Below are 15805 nucleotides of genomic sequence, written 5' to 3' on the forward strand. Positions count from 1 at the left end.
CGCTTACCTGCTTCCGAGTTCGGTTCGCTCGAAGTGGTCTCCACTCCAGGCGAAGTTGACGGTCGCGCCGTTCGAATAACCCATCGTGAGCGCGCCCGGAGCGTCACTATCACCCTCTCCGAGCTGCATCGAGAGGACACGCCCCAGCGCGCAGGTCGAGGCCGGCCAGTCGAGGACGCGCTGGGCGGTCTTTCCCTTCACGAGAAAGAGCCCAACACGCAGCTCCTGCTCGGCATTGCACTGGCCGTCCCGGGCGTACGGGTCCTTGCCCGAGAGCACGCTGAAGAGGATGCGCCCGTCCGGCAGCCGCAGCTGCTCGGGCACGCCCACCCGGGCCGCCTTCGCCTCCACCGGCGTCCCGGCGACCAGGCGCCCGAGCGATTGCTGGGTGAGCGGGGAGTCGGACTGGACCCAGGAGGGGACGGGCAGGTCGCCGTAGCCGAGCCAGCCGCCCTCGCGGCCCTCGAGCGTGAGGACGTCCTTGGGGGGCTGGAGCTTGAGGGAGGCGCGGAAGGCGTCCGGGAGCTGCAGGGGGCCGCTCAGCGGCGCGCCGCCGGCGCAGGTGGAGGGATGGGGGGCGTCCCCGGAGGTCTCCAGGGTGAGGCAGAGGTCCACGAGGAGCGGGCCCGTCGCAGGGAAGCGGGGCAGGGCGCGGGCCGGGAGGAGGACCTCGAGGCCGAGGCCCGCGGCGCTCACCTTGGTCGCGGCCTTGATGGCGGCAGGCGCGGGCTCGGCAGCGCCCGTGTCGCCCAGCTGCTGCACGCGGCCGTCCGGGGTGATGCGCAGGCGCAGGCCCGGAGCGGTGGGGCCGGCGCCGGGGAAGTAGACCGCGAGCTCGAAGGGGGCGGCGGAGGCGCCGGGCTGGGCGCGCAGCTCCGCGGCCACGTAGAGCGCGGAAGGAGAGGTCCAGGCGGCGCGCGCGCTGAGGCCCTGCGCAGGCTCGGACACGGTGAGGGTGCGGGCCGCGCGGGCGTCCTGGGTGACGCCGTCGACGATGGGAGCCTTCGGGAGCGCGGGGAGCGGAGCGGGGCGGGGGGCCGCGGCGGTCAGGAGCAGCGCCAGGGCCGCGAGGGGCACGGTGCGGCGCAATCCCTCACCCCGACCCTCTCCCAGGGGAAGAGGGAGGACACGGTGTCGACGAGAGGGAGTGCGCATGACCGGGGCCTCTAGTCGCGGAAGTTGGTGAACTGCATGTCCAGCTTCAGCACGTCCTGCTGGCCGCGGAACAGCGCGATGGCCTCCTGCAGGTCGTCGCGGTTCTTGCCCGTCACGCGCAGCTGGTCCGCCTGGATGCTGGCCTGCACCTTGATCTTGGACTCCTTGAGGACCTTGATCAGCTCCTTGCTCTTCTCCACCGGGATGCCCTGCTGCAGCTTGATCAGCTGCTTCACGTTGGAGAGGCCGGTCTTCTCGATGTCCTCGTACTGCAGCACCCGCAGGCTGATGCCGCGCTTGGCGAGCTTCGCCAGCAGCACCTCCTTCGCGGCCTGCACGCGCTCCTCGCTGTTGGCCTTCACCGTGAGCGAGGTGTGGTCCGGGGCGACGACCACGTCGGCCTGGACACCCTGGAAGTCGTAGCGGGTGCTCAGCTCCTTCTTGGTCTGGTTCACCGCGTTGTCCAGCTCGGCCAGATCGATCTTGGAGACGACGTCGAAAGAGGGCATGGCGAGCCCGCCCTTATCAGACTTTGCCGCTCAGATCTTCACCACCAGTGGCACCACCGGCGCGCGCTTGGCCGTGTACAGCTTGAAGGCCCGCTTCACCGCCCGCGTGAGCTCCTCGCGCAAGAGCGCGTCGTCCCCGTAGAGGCTGGGGCTGAGCTCCTGGAAGATGCGCTTCGCCTCCTCGGCCACCCGCCCCAGCTGCACCTGCTCGTCCAGCCCCAGGCCCTGCCCGGAGAGCTGGGGCCCGGCCAGCAGCACGTTGCGGCTGCGGTCGACGACGATTGCCGCGACGAGCAGCCCCGTCTCGGCGAGCCGGTTGCGCTCGGTCACGGCCTCCGGCGTCACCTCGCTGCGGCTGAAGCGGTCGCGCAGCGTGCGCCCGTAGGGGACGCTGCCGGCGAAGCGGCCGCGGCCCTCGTCGAAGGCGAGCAGGTCGCCGTCCTTGGCGAGCAGCAGGTGCTCGGGCGCCATGCCCAGCTCGCGCGCGGTGCCCAGGTGGCGCACCAGCATGCGCAGCTCGCCGTGCACCGGGACGAAGTTCTTCGGCCGCACCGCCTGCAGCACCCGCTGCTGCTGCGGCTTGCTCGCGTGACCGGACACGTGCACGCCGGGTTCCAGCGCGGCGTAGGCCACCTTGCAGCCGCGCCAGTAGAGCTGGTCGATGAGCGCGCCCACGCCCCGCTCGTTGCCGGGAATCGGGCGCGAGCTGAGGATGACCAGGTCATCCGGGCCCAGGCGCACGGGCCCGTCTCCGGTGGCCAGCGTCACGAGCCCCGAGCGCGGCTCGGCCTGGCTGCCGGTGGTGAAGATGGCGACCTGCTTCGGCGGCAGGCTCGCCGCGTCCTCCATGTTGATGAAGAGGTCCGAGCGCGCGGTGATGTAGCCGAGCTCGCGCGCCATCTCCACGTTGCGCACCATGCTGCGCCCCGCGAGCGCCACTTTGCGCCCCAGCCGCTCGCACGAGCCGAGCGCGTGGCGCAGCCGGTGGATGTTGGAGGCGAAGGTGGCGACCACCACGCGGCCCGGGGCCTCGCGCAAGAGCCGCTCCAGCGTGGCCTCCACCACGCGCTCGCTGCCCGTCTCGTGGGTGTGCTCGGAGTTGGTCGAGTCGGAGAGGAGGCAGAGCACGCCCTCGTCGCCGTACTCGCCCCAGCGCTCGAGGTCCGTCTTCAGCCCGTCGATGGGGTCCGGGTCCAGCTTGAAGTCGCCGGTGTGGATGACCGTGCCCTCGGGCGTGCGCACCGCGTACCCCACTGCGTCCGGCACGGTGTGCGTCACGCGCGTGGCCTCGACGGTGAAGAGGCTGCCCACGCCGAAGGGGTGGCGCGGCTCGATGACGCGAAGGTCCGCCTCGATGCCCGCCTCCTCCAGGCGGTGGCGCACCAGCGCGAGCGTGAAGCGGGTGCCGTAGACGGGCACCTTGCGCGGCGCGAGCTCCGAGAGGAGGAAGGGCAGGGCGCCCACGTGGTCCTCGTGCCCGTGCGTGAGCACGATGCCTTGCAGGCCGCCGCCGCGGGTGAGGTGCGTGAAGTCCGGGACGATGATGTCCACGCCGGGCATGGACTCGGGCGGGAACATCAGCCCGCAGTCGATGAGCAGGGACTCCCCGCGGCAGGCGAGCACCAGGGCATTGAGGCCGAACTCTCCGAGGCCGCCGAGCGGGATGACGTGGAGCATGTGCTCCGATTATGGCCACCGCGCTCCGACACGTCTGCCGCTTTCATGCGCTGCGCGCACGACGGCCTGCCCGGAGAAGCACCTTGCCCCGGGTGGGAAAAGAACTGCCCATGCACGGAAGGCCCTCGCCCAGACGCCCCCCTCAACGCGCTCCCGTGCAGGGACAGCAGGCGGGGTTCTGCAAGGAGCGGGCTCAGCAGATGCTCAGGGAGCCGGCAGGCCGACGCCTGCGTGCAGGTCTTCGGGGAAGTCGTCGTCGGAGACGCCCGGCGAGGGGCGCTCCGAGAGCAGCTCCACGAGCGCTCGCAGGGCGTCCGAGCGGGTGAAGATGCCCAGCAGGCGGCGCTCCTCCACCACCGCCACCGCGCCGTGCTTCTCCTGCCACATGCGCGCGACCACCGTCTCCAGCGCGGCGCCCGGCGACACGCGGGGCACGTCCGCGCGCAGCGCCTCGCTCACGGCCACGTCCCCGGGGTCCACGCCCTGCAGCGTCTCCATGAGGTAGATGTCGCGCTGGGAGAGCACCCCGCGCAGGAGCCCCTCCTCGAGCACGGGCAGGTGGCGGATGCGGCGCTCGCGCATGAGGCGCTGGGCCTCGGCGAGCGTGTCCTCCGGGCCCACCGTGCGCGGGCTGCGGGTCATGTACTGCGCCACCGTGCGTGTGCTCATGGAGACCTCTGCGTTCTTCAACCCCCGAACGTGCGGCCTCCCCCGGCGGTTGGCAGGCAGGAAGCTCCCGACGGCGCGGACGAGCGCGTGCCCTGCGGCCGGGAGACCGCCGTCGAGGGTCTGCGGCACGCCCCGCGGGTGCCCACCTTTGCCGCCTCTGGACGCCCACAGAACCCCTTCCCCAGGAGGACCCCCATGGCCCACAAGCAGCCGGACTTCCGTCAAGGCACGAACCCCTCCAACCCCAACCGCGGTGCCTCCAGCGACACCCCGCGCACCGACGAGGTGATCGGCAACTTCCAGCCCTCGGCGACCTCGTCGCAGGCCTCGAGCGGACGCACCGAGCAGGGCTTCGGCCGCGAGGACACGGGGCGCGGCGGCGGGCTGGGCCGCTTCTTCCGCGCCGCGAGCGAACGTCTCAAGGGCCGCTCGTTCGGGAGCTCGGACGACGAGCGCTGGGAGTCGCGCGGGCGTGAGGGCTATGGCGACTACGGACGCTCGATCCGCGAGGGCTCCTACCGCGACGACTCGCGCAGCTTCGACGACACCCCGAGCCGCGACGAGCGGCGCTACGGCCGCAGCGGCGCGGACTCCGATGGGGACGTGGACTCGTCCTTCGAGCGCAGCCGCCGGACCGGGCGCGAGGTGAACGAGCGCGAGACGCGCTACACGCAGACGCCCCAGCAGGAGCTGCGCGACATCCAGCGCCGCGGCTACCCGGAGGCGGGCTACGGCACGGGGATGCGCGAGGACCGCGGGCTGTACTCGGACTACGGCCGGCGCGAGGGGGGCTTCGAGAGCGGCGCGTACGGCGAGGGCAGCCGCATGGCCGAGGGCGGCAGGGACTTCGCGCGCCGGCCAGATGGCCAGGGCTACATGCGCACGGGGGCGACGGGGGCGATGGGGTCCTCCATGGGCTCGGCGACCCAGCGCGGGCGCTGGCAGCGCGAGCCGCTCACCGCGCAGGAGATCATGACCCGCAACCCGCGCACGGTGCGCCGCGACAGCCCGCTGCGCGATGCGGCGCAGATCATGAAGGACGAGAACGTGGGCATCGTGCCGGTGGTGGACGAGAACCTGCGCCTGGTGGGTGTGCTCACCGACCGCGACGTGGTGGTGCGCGCCTTCGTGGACGAGCGCCAGCCCCACACCCTGCGCGTGTCCGACGTGATGACGGACGACGTGGAGGCGGTGACGCCGGAGGAGAGCATCCACGAGCTCATCGAGCTGATGGGCCGCAAGCAGATCCGCCGCGTGCCGGTGGTGGACCGCGAGGACCGGCTGCTGGGCATCATCGCCATGGCGGACATCGCGAACCGGGCGGAGCAGGACGAGGAGCTGCAGGCCGCGCTCGAGCGCATCTCCTCGCGCCGCTCCTTCTGGAGCCGCTCGTTCACCTAGGCCCCGGAGGCGCCGGGGGGCAGGCAGCCAGGCGGGGTGCAGAAGGGGCCGCAGAGCAGGCGGAAAGGCGTTAAAGAAGCCGGCCCGTGAACGCGTCCGAATCCCCGCTCGAAGCCCCGCTCCTCGCCGACCTCAACCCGCCCCAGCGCGAGGCCGTCCTGCATGGGGACGGCCCCCTGCTGGTGCTCTCCGGCGCGGGCAGCGGCAAGACCCGCGTCATCACCCGGCGCGTGGCGCACCTGGTGAAGGTGCGCCGCGTGTTCCCGTGGCGCATCCTGGCGGTGACCTTCACCAACAAGGCGGCGCGCGAGATGCGCGAGCGCCTGGAGGGGCTGCTGGGCGCGCAGGCGCACGACCTGGTGGTGAGCACCTTCCACTCGGCCGCGGCGATGATCCTGCGCCGTGAGGCGGAGGCCGTGGGCCTCACCCGCTCCTTCGTCATCTACGACGACGCGGACCAGCTGCAGGTGGTGAAGCGCGCGATGCGCGAGGCGCGCGTGGAGCCGCTGATGCAGCCGCGCGAGATCCTCCACAAGATCGACGGGCACAAGAACCAGGCGCGCCTGCCGGACGACATCGAGGTGGAGGCGGACGACCAGCGCGGGCAGATCGTGCGCAACACCTACCGCGCCTACCAGCGCCTGCTGCGCGCGGCGAACGCGGTGGACTTCGGCGACCTGCTGCTCCTGCTCGTCACGCTGTTCCGCAAGCGCCCGGACGTCCTGGCGCGCTACCAGACGCGCTTCACGCACGTGATGGTGGACGAGTTCCAGGACACCAACCCCGTGCAGTACGCGCTGCTCAAGCAGCTCGCGCCGCCGCCGAGCGCGAACCTGGTGGTGGTGGGCGACGACGACCAGTCCATCTACCGCTGGCGCGGCGCCAACGTGGACAACATCCTGCTCTTCCCCGAGCAGTACCCGGGCGCGCGGGTGGTGAAGCTCGAGCAGAACTACCGCTCGGACCAGGTCATCCTCGAGGCGGCCAACGACGTCATCACCAAGAACCGCCGCCGCATGGCGAAGAAGCTGTGGAGCGACCGGCCCCGCGGCGACAACCTCACGCTGCTGATGAGCCGCGACGAGCGGGCCGAGGCGCAGGAGATCGCCCGGCAGATCCACGCGCTCGCGCGCGAGGGCTTCATCAAGTACTCGAGCATGGCGGTGTTCTACCGGGTGAACGCGCAGAGCCGCGTGCTCGAGGAGGCGCTGCGGCTCGCGCGCGTGCCCTACACCCTGGTGAGCGGCCGCAGCTTCTACGAGCGCGCCGAGGTGAAGGACGCCGCCGCCTACCTGCGCCTGATGGTGAACCCGCGCTCGGACGCGGACCTGCTGCGCGTCATCAACACGCCGGCGCGCGGCATCGGGGACACCACGCTGGAGCGGCTCACCGGCTACGCCACGGGCGAGGGCGTGAGCCTCTTCGAGGCGCTCGAGCACCCCGAGCGCGTCCCGGGCCTCAACAGCGCAGCGCAGCGGCGGCTCGCGGGCTTCCGCGAGCTGCTCGAGAGCCTGCACGGCTACGGGCAGAGCGCCCCGGACGCGGCGAGCGCCGTGGACCGGATGCTCAACGAGACGAAGCTCGTGGAGGCCTTCACCGCCGAGGGCACGGACGAGGCCCTCACCCGCGCGGAGAACCTGAAGGAGTTCCTCGGCGCCTCGCAGGAGTTCGACCTCAACCGCGCCGCGGCCGCCGTGGCGGCGGAGACGGCCGCGCAGGGACAGCCCGTGCCCGAGGCGAACCCGGACCTCGACAACGCGCCGCTGGCCGCGGACGTGCCCGCGCTGCAGGCCTTCCTCGAGCAGATCTCACTCGTGGGGGATGCGGACCAGGACGTGGGCGACGGGCGCGTGGCCCTGATGACCCTGCACGCGGCGAAGGGCCTCGAGTTCGACGCGGTGTTCCTCGCGGGCATGGAGGACGGCGTGTTTCCCCACTCGCGCGCGCTCAACGCGATCGCCGCGATGGAGGACGGGGACGAGGAGGGCGCAGGGGACGAGGAGATGGCCGAGGAGCGGCGCCTCTGCTACGTGGGCTTCACGCGCGCGCGCAAGCGGCTCTTCGTGAGCCTCGCGCAGTGCCGGGCGCTCTTCGGCGAGCTGCGCTACAACCCGCCCAGCCGCTTCCTCAAGGACGTGGAGCCGCAGCGCTTCGGCTTCGACCGCGAGGTGGCAGCGCCCCCGCGGCCTCCACCCTCCATGGGCACCCCGTACAAGCGCCGCGCGGTGGACGAGGACGACGGGGGCCCTCGCATCGACTCGAGCTACTCGCAGGACTCGGGCGGCGAGGGGATGAGCGGCGACGTGCGCGGGATGCGCGTGCGTCACGAGCAGTTCGGCACCGGGAGAATCGTCTCCGCGGACGGGCAGGGGCCGAATGCGAAGGTGACGGTGGAGTTCAAGAACGTGGGGCTCAAGCGCGTCATCGCACGCTTCCTCATGCCGGCGTGAGGCGGCGCGCGGGCCGCTCCCCTGATGCCCCGGAGTTCCCGGAATGACGGGCGCTCGTCCGGGGAGCTCCCGCCGAGGGCTCGCTCGCTGGTGTTGAGTAGCCGAGGAGGCCCTGGCCAGCGGACCACTTGGCAGATGACGGGGTGCATGGGGCGTGAGCACGGTGCGGGCATGCTCAAGAGTGACACCGCCTCGCGGCTGATCCCCACCGGCGTCTCCGGACTCGATGAAGTGCTGTTCGGCGGGGTGACGCGCAACAACATCATCCTGGTGGAGGGGGCGCCGGGCACCGGGAAGACCACGCTGGGCCTGGGCTTCATCCACGCGGGCGCGCGGCGCTTCGACGAGCCGGGCGTCATCGTCACCTTCGAGCTCTCGCCGCAGAAGCTGCTGCGCGACGCGCGCGGCTACGACTGGGACTTCGAGGAGCTGGAGCGCCAGCGCAAGGTGAAGATCCTCTACACCAGTCCCTCGGTGCTCATGGACGAGCTGCAGTCCACCGACGGGGTGCTGGCGAGCGAGATCGCCGCGCTGGGCGCGAAGCGCCTGCTCATCGACGGGCTCACACCCCTGCAGTTGCTCGCGCAGAGCCGCCACCAGCGCTCCTACCGCGAGAGCCTGCACCTGCTGGTCGAGGGGCTGCAGCGGCTGGGCATCACCGCGCTGCTCACCCGGGAGATCGAGGGCCCGGGGCCGGAGGAGACGAGCCACGCGCACGAGCGCTTCGTCTGCGACACCATCATCACGCTGGGCACCCAGCGGCGGCGGCGCGGCATGCTGCGCACGCTCGAGGTGGTGAAGTCACGCGGCCAGGAGTTCCTCACCGGCCAGCACACGCTGCGCATCGAGGCGGGGCATGGCATCCAGGTGTACCGCCGCAGCCAGTCGCGGCCGCATGCCTTCGTGGACCAGCCCACCTCGATGGAGCGGGTGTCCAGCGGCTGTCCCGCGCTCGACGGCCTCATGCAGGGCGGGCTCTACCGCGGCTCGGTGACGCTCACGGTGGGCATCTCCGGCACGGGCAAGACCGTTTCCGCGGTGCAGTTCCTCACCGACGGGGCGAAGCGCGGCGAGCGCGGGCTGCTGGTGACGCTGGACGAGCACCCGCAGCAGCTCATCCGCAACGCCGCCACGCTGGGGCTGGACCTCGCGGGCCCCCTCGCGCAGGAGAAGCTCTTCATCCACTACGAGAGCCCGCTCGAGCTGGAGCTGGACGTGCACTTCGACCGCATCGCGCGGCTGGTGGAGCAGCACCACATCCAGCGCGTGGTGCTCGACTCGGTCGCCGCCTACGAGGCGGCGAGCCCCGAGGAGGCCACCGACTTCATGTACGCGCTGGCCACCTACCTCAAGCGCCGGCTGTGCACGGTGATGTGCAACTACGAGAGCCCGGAGCTGCTGGGCGTGTCGCAGATCAGCGAGAACCTGAAGGCCTCGCACCTCGTCGACAACATCATCCTCTTCAACTACGTGGAGGTCTCCACCCGGCTGCGCCGCGCCATCACCATCCCCAAGGTGCGCGGCAGCAAGAACGTGCAGAAGACACGCGAGTACGTGATCGGCCAGGGCGGCATCTCGCTGCTGGACGAGGACTCGGGCGAGGCGGCCGCGCTGCCCGAGGTGCCGCAGCTGCCCTTCTCCAGCTATTACGGGCTGCTCTCGCGCTCCCCGGCACGCCAGAGCCCGGTCATCGAGACGGCGCTGCAGGACGGGGGGCACCTGCCCCGGTCCCCTCGCATCCCGAAGGAGTAGCGGATGCGCATGAACGACCCGTCGTCCCCGGCCGGTGACGGCACAGCCGCATGGCCCGCCACCCTGGAGAACGCCCAGTGGGCGCCGGCCATCGAGCAGTTCTGCCAGGCCACCGGGCTCACCGCCTGCATCTACGATGCATCGGGGAAGCGCGTGGCCGGTCCGCTCTACTGCACCCCGCTGAGCGCGCTGCTGGTGGGCGCGGGGCTGTGGAGCCCCGCGGGGCCCGCGGACCGTGCCGAGGCCGAGCTGGTGCAGGAGGTGCTCCACACGCGCGAGCCGCTCTCGCGCCAGCTGTACGGCTCGCTGCGCGTGGACGCGCTTCCCCTGCTGGTGGGAGCGCGCCCCGTGGGCGCGGTGCTCTACGGCTGGGTGTTCGACCACTTCTCGGATCCCGTGGAGTGCGAGCGGCTGGGGCGCGCGCTGGGCATCGCGGGGCACACGCTGTGGAGCACTTCGCGCCTGCAGCAGCCGACGAGCGCGAGCCGCTTCGAGGTGGCAGGCACCCTGCTCAAGACGCTCGCCACGCAGAACCTCAACCAGCTCTCGGCGCTGAGCGCGATGCGGGAGCTCGCCCGGATGCGCGACGAGTTCCTGCTCGGCGTCTCCCATGAGCTGCGCACCCCGCTGCAGAGCCTGCGGCTGCGCATCGACCAGCTGCTGCGCACGCAGCTGGACGACCCGGAGAACATCCGCCGGCTGCTGCTGGCCATGAAGCGCAGCGTGGACGCCGAGGCGAAGCTGGTGGAGGACCTGCTCGAGGCCTCCCAGACGCTGAGCGGCAAGCTCACCGTGGAGCTGGAGCCGCTGCGGCTCGCCGCGATGGTGGCCGAGGCGATCGAGGCGTCGGAGCCTGCGGCGCACGCCAAGGGCATCACCCTGACCAGCAGCATTCCGCCCGCCTTCCACGGCGAGGTGCTGGGGGACGCGAGCCGGCTGCGCCAGGTGCTGTGGAACCTGCTGATCAACGCGCTGAAGTTCACGCCGGAGGGCGGCCGGGTGACGCTGCGGGTGAGCGAGTCCCCCGCCGGGGTGGAGCTCGCGGTGAGCGACACGGGCATCGGCATCCCCCGCGAGGTGCTGGGGCAGATCTTCGAGCCCTTCGCCCAGGGCAGCCTCACCCGCTCCCAGCGCAAGGGCGGACTCGGACTGGGGCTCGCCATCGCCCGGCACGTGGTGGAGCTGCACGGCGGCACCATCTCGGTGGCCAGCGAGGGTCCGGGAACGGGCGCAACCTTTACCGTGCGCCTCCCGGTGCGCGCGCGCGCAGGTGCCGCGTGGCGCGCCCCCTGAACGCCGGAGCACGCACCGCCGCGCGCCGCGCGCGGACGGCGGCTCAGTCCCGGGTGAAGCGCTCGACCAGCTCCGGGTGGCCGGAGAGGACGCGGTGGAGCTCCGCGCGCGTTCCGAGCGTGAAGTCCTGGAAGTCGAAGCCCGGGCTGACGGTGCAGCCGCACAGCGTGTAGCGCGCGCCGAGGGGCCTCGCCGCCTGCCAGGCGCCCGCGGGGACCACCACCTGGGGCAGCTCGGCCTCCGAGAAGCGGGTGCCCAGCACGTGGCGCGTGGGGGTGCCGTGGGCATCGACGATGTGGAGCTCCAGTGAGTCCCCGTCGTAGTGGTGCCACACCTCGTCCGAGGTCACCCGGTGGAACGCCGAGAAGGTACCCGCCGGCAGGAGGAAGTAGATGGCCGTGGACGCGGAGCGCGGAGCCCCGTGCGGGAGGCCCTCCAGCTGGAGTGGCGCGCGGAACGTCTCCCGGTAGAAGCCGCCCTCGGGATGGGGTGCGAGGCCGAGCTGCTCGACGAGGCGCCGGACCTCGTCTGTCAGGTCAGGCGCCGAAGGGGGAGGGGGAGGGCGTGCGGGCATGGAGAGCAGCGTGCCACGCTCGCCGCCGGTGGGGGACACGGGTTTCGCCGCGGGCGCGATCGCTTCAGGGCGCTGGCGCCGCCGCCGCGAGGCCGTCGGCGGCCCGCCCGATCTGCTCCAAGAGCTCGTTCTCCTCCTCGACGGACGTGTCGTGCTCGACTCCGGCGTACTCGCGCAGCTCCGCGGAGTACCCGGCCTGCCGCAGCTCGGCGATCGAGGCGCGCGCGCTCCGGGTCGGCACCGCGAGGTCGGCGGCGCCGTGGAAGGCCGAAACCGGCGGGAGCGTTGCCGGTCGAGACCGCGAGCTGAGCGCGGCCGATGGGTAGAGCGAGGGCGGGAGCAGGCCGCTGATGGGGAAGGCGGCCGCCAGCGCCTCGGGGTGGGTGACCGCCAGGGCGAAGGTCATGATGCCGCCCTGCGAGAAGCCGGTGACGAGCGGCTTTCCAATGGTGGGGCGGGCGGCGACCAGCGCGGCGAGCGCGACGGCGAGCCGATCCGCTTCCCGCGTCACCACGGGCGCTGCGACGTCCTCGCGGACGGAGTCGAACCAGAGGTACATGCCGCCGCGCGGGTGGCCATACGGGAGGATGAGGCGGGCGCGGCGGTGGTAACGCCCGAGAATCGGGAGCAGGCCCTCGGGGTTCCCGCCCATGGGATGCAGCGCGACGATCATCGGCACCCGCTCTTCAGGTCGGGCCCCGCCCGTCATGTGCTCGAGGTAGCGCACGCCCGCGATCTCGCCCCGGGTCGTGCTCCCCGCTTCCTCGGCCGGGGGCTGAGCCGCTGTTGACGGTGACTCCGCACCGGCGTCGAAAGCCGTCCGCGCGGTCGCAGCGTCCCGTGAGCGGCAGGCAGGAGCGGACAGGAGCGCCACGACGACCAGGGCCCAGGCCGTGGAACGGCGGTCGTCCGGGTGCCGGAAGCGAGACGGTGGAGTCGAGCGCAGCGTTCGCATTCAGCCAGACAGTGACCCGGGCATGGCCAGAGTTTCGGAGGTGCACCCGCGGTCAGGGCTCAGGGAGCTCCGGGTCGTCTCGCGGCGCGCGCCACGCGCGGTACTGCCCTCCAGGACGAGTCGGCGCGCACCCTACACGCCACCTGCCCGCAGCCCGCACGACCGCGAGCCGCGATGAGTTGCGCCGCAGGGGGGAGCGATGCACGTTGAGGGCGCGGAAGGGCGAGGCGAGCCTGCGGGCCGCGCGCGGAGGCCGGTCATGCAGCGCAACCGAGGTGCGTGATGGCCATCCACCCGCCCGAGCTGTTCTCCGTGGTGTGCCTCGCGCTGGTGCACCTGGGCGTGGGCCGCTTCGGCTTCAAGATCGGACCCCGCATCGACTCGGCCGCGGTGGGCTTCGCCCTCGGTTACGTGTTCCTCCACCTGCTCCCGGATGACGCCGAGCTGCAGCACCGCTTCGCCTCGCGGCTGCTGTTCCCCGGCCTGCAGCTGTGGCTCGTCGCGCTCTTCGGGCTGAGCGCGGTGATCGCCTATCTGGAGGCCGAGCGCGGGAGCAGGCGGCCGCGACGCGTCTACCTCCCGCTCCTCGCCTACAACCTGCTCCTCGGGGCCCTCATCGCGCGGGGCGACGCGGACTGGGCAGCAGTGCCGTTCCTGGTGGCGGGGCTCGGCGTGCACCTGGCTCACCTGGACCATGCCCTCTACCTGCGCGACGCCGCGGGCTGGCGCCGCTTCGGTCCGCTGCTCGCCGCTGCCGTGCTCGCGGGGTGGCTCGGTGCGCTCGTCGTGCACGTACCCCCCATCGTCCAGGCCCACGGCTTCGCGCTCGTCAGCGGGGCGGTGATTGCGCTCTCGTTCTTCGGCGAGCACGGCGGGCACGTCCACTTCGCGCCCCGGTGGCTCTTCGGCGGCGCCGTCGCCTCCGCGCTCGTGATCGCCGCGCTCGACGTGCTGCTGCACTGAGCCTCGGCGCACGGGCTCGAAGGCTTCGCCCGCCTCCCCGACCTGAAGGCGGGCAGCCGGTGGTTGCGCTGCAGCCACGCCCGTGCCCCCCTTTGGTGCGGTTGCCGCCCACCCGCATCGGCGTGATGGCTGCGCGCGCAGCAGACCCCAGCGCGGAGGCACCCCATGATGCACACGCAGACGGACACGCGGACGGAGGCGGCGAGAGGCCGCGGAGCGGCAGCGGAACGGGCGCCTGCGCTCGACCCATCGGCCATTCTTCAGACGGGCTGGGGCTTCTGGCCTGCCAAGACGCTGCTCACCGCAGTCGAGCTCGGCCTCTTCACGCTGCTGGGCGACCACGGCCTCACGGGCGGCGAGATTGCCGAGCGGCTGCAGCTGCGCTCGCGCGCGGTGTTCGACTTCCTCGACGGCCTGGTCGCGCTCCGCCTGCTCGAGCGCGAGGGCTCGGGGCCGGAGGCGCGGTACGCGAACACGCCCGAGACGGCGCAGTTCCTCGACTCCACGCGCCCGCAGTACATCGGCGGCATCCTCGAGATGGCCAATGCCCGGCTCTACGGCTTCTGGGGCGGGCTCACCGAGGCGCTGAAGACAGGCGAGCCGCAGAACGAGCTCAAGCGCTCGGGCCGCTCCATGTTCGAGGAGCTCTACGCGGACCCGGAGCGGCTCGAGCAGTTCATGCGCGCCATGTCCGGCATCTCCGCCGGCAACTTCCGCATGCTCGCCGAGCGCTTCGACTTCTCGCGCTACGCCACCGTGTGCGACGTGGGCGGCGCCACGGGCCAGCTCTCCATCATCCTCGCCCAGAAGTACCCGCACCTGCGCTGCAAGAGCTTCGACCTGCCGGTGGTGGAGCCCATCGCCCGGCGCTCCATCGCCGCTGCCGGCGTGAGCGACCGCGTGACGCCCGTGTCGGGCGACTTCCTGCGCGAGCCGCTCCCGCGCGCGGATGTCATCACCATGGGGATGATCCTCCACGACTGGAACCTGGAGCGGAAGCTGCACCTCGTGCGCGCCGCCCACGCCGCGCTGCCCCCGGGCGGCGCCTTCATCGCGGTGGAGAACCTCATCGACGACGAGCGGCGCCAGAACGTGTTCGGCCTGATGATGTCCCTGAACATGCTCATCGAGTTCGGCGACGCCTTCGACTTCACCGGCGCGGACTTCCGGCAGTGGTGCCAGGCGGCCGGCTTCCGCGAGGTCCAGGTGCTGCCGCTCGCAGGCCCGGCGAGCGCCGCCATCGCGTACAAGTAGCGCCCGGTGCATGTCGAAATGGGCGCTCCCCGTTCGTCGGGGTGATGTGGGACAGCCCTGCACACCCCCTGACGAGGAGAAGGCCATGGTCAGCAAGAACACGATTTGCCTCTGGTTCAACGGCACCGCGCTCGACGCCGCGACGTTCTACGCCAAGACGTTTCCGGACAGCGCGGTGGGGGCGGTGCACCGCGCCCCGGGCGACTTCCCGGACGGCAAGCAGGGCGACGTCCTGACGGTCGAGTTCACCGTGATGGGCATCCCGTGCCTCGGCCTCAACGGCGGCCCCACCTTCCAGCACAACGAGGCGTTCTCGTTCCAGGTCGCGACCGACGACCAGGCGGAGACCGACCGCCTGTGGGACGCGATCGTCGGCAACGGCGGACAGGAGAGCGCCTGCGGCTGGTGCAAGGACAAGTGGGGCGTGTCGTGGCAGATCACCCCGCGGGCCCTGACCTCCGCCTTCACCGACCCCGACCGCGCCGCGGCCAAGCGCGCGTTCGAGGCGATGATGGGGATGCGGAAGATCGACATCGCGGCGATCGAGAAGGCCCGCCGCGGTCGCTGACGCTGCTGCGGTGACCTTTGTCGAAGGGCCGTGTCGATCCGCGGCCGGGTCATTCGTCGCATTGATGAGGCGGGCGAATCGCGTCCGAGCTCATCCAACGACCCACGTCACCCAGGAGATCCCCGTGCGCTTCCTGTCCATGGTTCGAGTCCACGAGAACGGCCAGAAGCCCAGTGAGCGGCTGATGGCCGAGATGGGCAAGTTGATGCAGGAGATGACCGCGAAGGGCGCGCTGCTCGACACCGCGGGCCTGCACCCCACCGCCGAGGGCATCCGCCTGCGCAACGACCACGGCAAGTACAGCCGCACCGACGGGCCGTTCACCGAGACGAAGGAGGTCATCGGCGGCTTCGCGCTGCTCAAGGCCGACTCGCTGGAAGAGGCGCTCGCGCTGACCCGCCGCTTCCTGGAGGTGCACGGCGACGAGTGGAACGTCGAGTGCGAGGTGAGGCAGATCGCTGATTTCTAGCGCCCGCTGCCGAGGGGGCGGCCGCGCTCGGACCCACGCGCCGAGGCGGCCGGCGCTCGTGCCGATACCGTGACGATTCGTGCCGAGAGTGTGCGGATGCCGTGAAGTCGGCGGCA

Annotated in this window: 14 protein-coding genes; 8 read left to right on the forward strand and 6 right to left on the reverse strand. The window is 71.8% G+C overall.

Features of this window, described 5'->3' with window-relative positions; translation table 11 throughout:
- Positions 1 to 3: 3 nt before the first annotated feature.
- The 4 genes from FGE12_RS15215 to FGE12_RS15230 all read right to left on the reverse strand — a co-directional run bounded on the left by FGE12_RS15215 (position 4) and on the right by FGE12_RS15230 (position 4010).
- On the reverse strand, positions 4 to 1077 hold the full coding sequence (locus FGE12_RS15215; protein WP_153867192.1) for a hypothetical protein: 1074 nt from the start codon (positions 1075 to 1077) through the stop codon (positions 4 to 6).
- An 89-nt stretch (positions 1078 to 1166) separates the two neighbouring features.
- On the reverse strand, positions 1167 to 1664 hold the full coding sequence (locus FGE12_RS15220; protein WP_153867193.1) for a YajQ family cyclic di-GMP-binding protein: 498 nt from the start codon (positions 1662 to 1664) through the stop codon (positions 1167 to 1169).
- 30 nt (positions 1665 to 1694) lie between these two features.
- A complete protein-coding gene (locus tag FGE12_RS15225) occupies positions 1695 to 3341 on the reverse strand; it encodes a ribonuclease J (protein ID WP_153867194.1) in 1647 nt (548 codons plus the stop codon).
- A 204-nt stretch (positions 3342 to 3545) separates the two neighbouring features.
- Complete coding sequence (locus FGE12_RS15230) at positions 3546 to 4010, reverse strand: CBS domain-containing protein (protein ID WP_153867195.1); 465 nt, start codon at positions 4008 to 4010, stop codon at positions 3546 to 3548.
- A 195-nt stretch (positions 4011 to 4205) separates the two neighbouring features.
- On the opposite strand from FGE12_RS15230, the gene FGE12_RS30345 reads away from it, so the two are divergent.
- From FGE12_RS30345 to FGE12_RS15250, 4 genes are all read left to right on the forward strand, one after another.
- Positions 4206 to 5411, forward strand: coding sequence for a CBS domain-containing protein (locus FGE12_RS30345; RefSeq protein ID WP_228530808.1), 1206 nt, complete (start codon positions 4206 to 4208; stop codon positions 5409 to 5411).
- Positions 5412 to 5497: 86 nt separating this feature from the next.
- Positions 5498 to 7861: a UvrD-helicase domain-containing protein gene (locus FGE12_RS15240; protein ID WP_194797904.1), complete on the forward strand. Its 2364-nt coding sequence runs from the start codon at positions 5498 to 5500 to the stop codon at positions 7859 to 7861.
- Positions 7862 to 8032: 171 nt separating this feature from the next.
- Positions 8033 to 9613, forward strand: coding sequence for an ATPase domain-containing protein (locus FGE12_RS15245; RefSeq protein WP_194797905.1), 1581 nt, complete (start codon positions 8033 to 8035; stop codon positions 9611 to 9613).
- Between the two features lie 9 nt (positions 9614 to 9622).
- Positions 9623 to 10906, forward strand: a complete 1284-nt coding sequence (locus tag FGE12_RS15250; protein ID WP_153867197.1) for a cell wall metabolism sensor histidine kinase WalK — start codon at positions 9623 to 9625, stop codon at positions 10904 to 10906.
- Positions 10907 to 10949: 43 nt separating this feature from the next.
- On the opposite strand, the gene FGE12_RS15255 is transcribed toward FGE12_RS15250, so the two are convergent.
- A complete protein-coding gene (locus tag FGE12_RS15255; protein WP_153867370.1) occupies positions 10950 to 11480 on the reverse strand; it encodes a cupin domain-containing protein in 531 nt (176 codons plus the stop codon).
- Between the two features lie 64 nt (positions 11481 to 11544).
- Complete coding sequence (locus FGE12_RS15260; protein WP_228530809.1) at positions 11545 to 12153, reverse strand: alpha/beta hydrolase; 609 nt, start codon at positions 12151 to 12153, stop codon at positions 11545 to 11547.
- Between the two features lie 564 nt (positions 12154 to 12717).
- On the opposite strand from FGE12_RS15260, the gene FGE12_RS15265 reads away from it, so the two are divergent.
- From FGE12_RS15265 to FGE12_RS15280, 4 genes are all read left to right on the forward strand, one after another.
- Positions 12718 to 13398 (forward strand): hypothetical protein, encoded by a 681-nt coding sequence (locus FGE12_RS15265; RefSeq protein WP_153867199.1) that lies wholly within the window; start codon positions 12718 to 12720, stop codon positions 13396 to 13398.
- A gap of 165 nt (positions 13399 to 13563) precedes the next feature.
- A complete protein-coding gene (locus FGE12_RS15270) occupies positions 13564 to 14652 on the forward strand; it encodes an acetylserotonin O-methyltransferase (RefSeq protein WP_228530810.1) in 1089 nt (362 codons plus the stop codon).
- A gap of 85 nt (positions 14653 to 14737) precedes the next feature.
- Positions 14738 to 15220: a VOC family protein gene (locus FGE12_RS15275; RefSeq protein ID WP_153867200.1), complete on the forward strand. Its 483-nt coding sequence runs from the start codon at positions 14738 to 14740 to the stop codon at positions 15218 to 15220.
- A 124-nt stretch (positions 15221 to 15344) separates the two neighbouring features.
- Positions 15345 to 15689 carry a YciI family protein gene (locus tag FGE12_RS15280; RefSeq protein WP_370458994.1) on the forward strand — a complete coding sequence of 115 codons (345 nt, stop codon included), beginning with the start codon at positions 15345 to 15347 and terminating at the stop codon, positions 15687 to 15689.
- The last annotated feature ends 116 nt before the right edge of the window (positions 15690 to 15805 follow it).

Source organism: Aggregicoccus sp. 17bor-14 (genome assembly GCF_009659535.1).
GTDB lineage: Bacteria > Myxococcota > Myxococcia > Myxococcales > Myxococcaceae > Aggregicoccus.

Coding starts and splice junctions, on each gene's coding strand:
- FGE12_RS15255 (WP_153867370.1), bottom strand. CDS start 11,480: ATGCCCGCACGCCCTCCCCCTCCCCCTTCGGCGCCTGACCTGACAGAC.
- FGE12_RS15245 (WP_194797905.1), top strand. CDS start 8,033: ATGCTCAAGAGTGACACCGCCTCGCGGCTGATCCCCACCGGCGTCTCC.
- FGE12_RS30345 (WP_228530808.1), top strand. CDS start 4,206: ATGGCCCACAAGCAGCCGGACTTCCGTCAAGGCACGAACCCCTCCAAC.
- FGE12_RS15220 (WP_153867193.1), bottom strand. CDS start 1,664: ATGCCCTCTTTCGACGTCGTCTCCAAGATCGATCTGGCCGAGCTGGAC.
- FGE12_RS15270 (WP_228530810.1), top strand. CDS start 13,564: ATGATGCACACGCAGACGGACACGCGGACGGAGGCGGCGAGAGGCCGC.
- FGE12_RS15260 (WP_228530809.1), bottom strand. CDS start 12,153: ATGATCGTCGCGCTGCATCCCATGGGCGGGAACCCCGAGGGCCTGCTC.
- FGE12_RS15275 (WP_153867200.1), top strand. CDS start 14,738: ATGGTCAGCAAGAACACGATTTGCCTCTGGTTCAACGGCACCGCGCTC.
- FGE12_RS15225 (WP_153867194.1), bottom strand. CDS start 3,341: ATGCTCCACGTCATCCCGCTCGGCGGCCTCGGAGAGTTCGGCCTCAAT.
- FGE12_RS15265 (WP_153867199.1), top strand. CDS start 12,718: ATGGCCATCCACCCGCCCGAGCTGTTCTCCGTGGTGTGCCTCGCGCTG.
- FGE12_RS15230 (WP_153867195.1), bottom strand. CDS start 4,010: ATGAGCACACGCACGGTGGCGCAGTACATGACCCGCAGCCCGCGCACG.
- FGE12_RS15250 (WP_153867197.1), top strand. CDS start 9,623: ATGAACGACCCGTCGTCCCCGGCCGGTGACGGCACAGCCGCATGGCCC.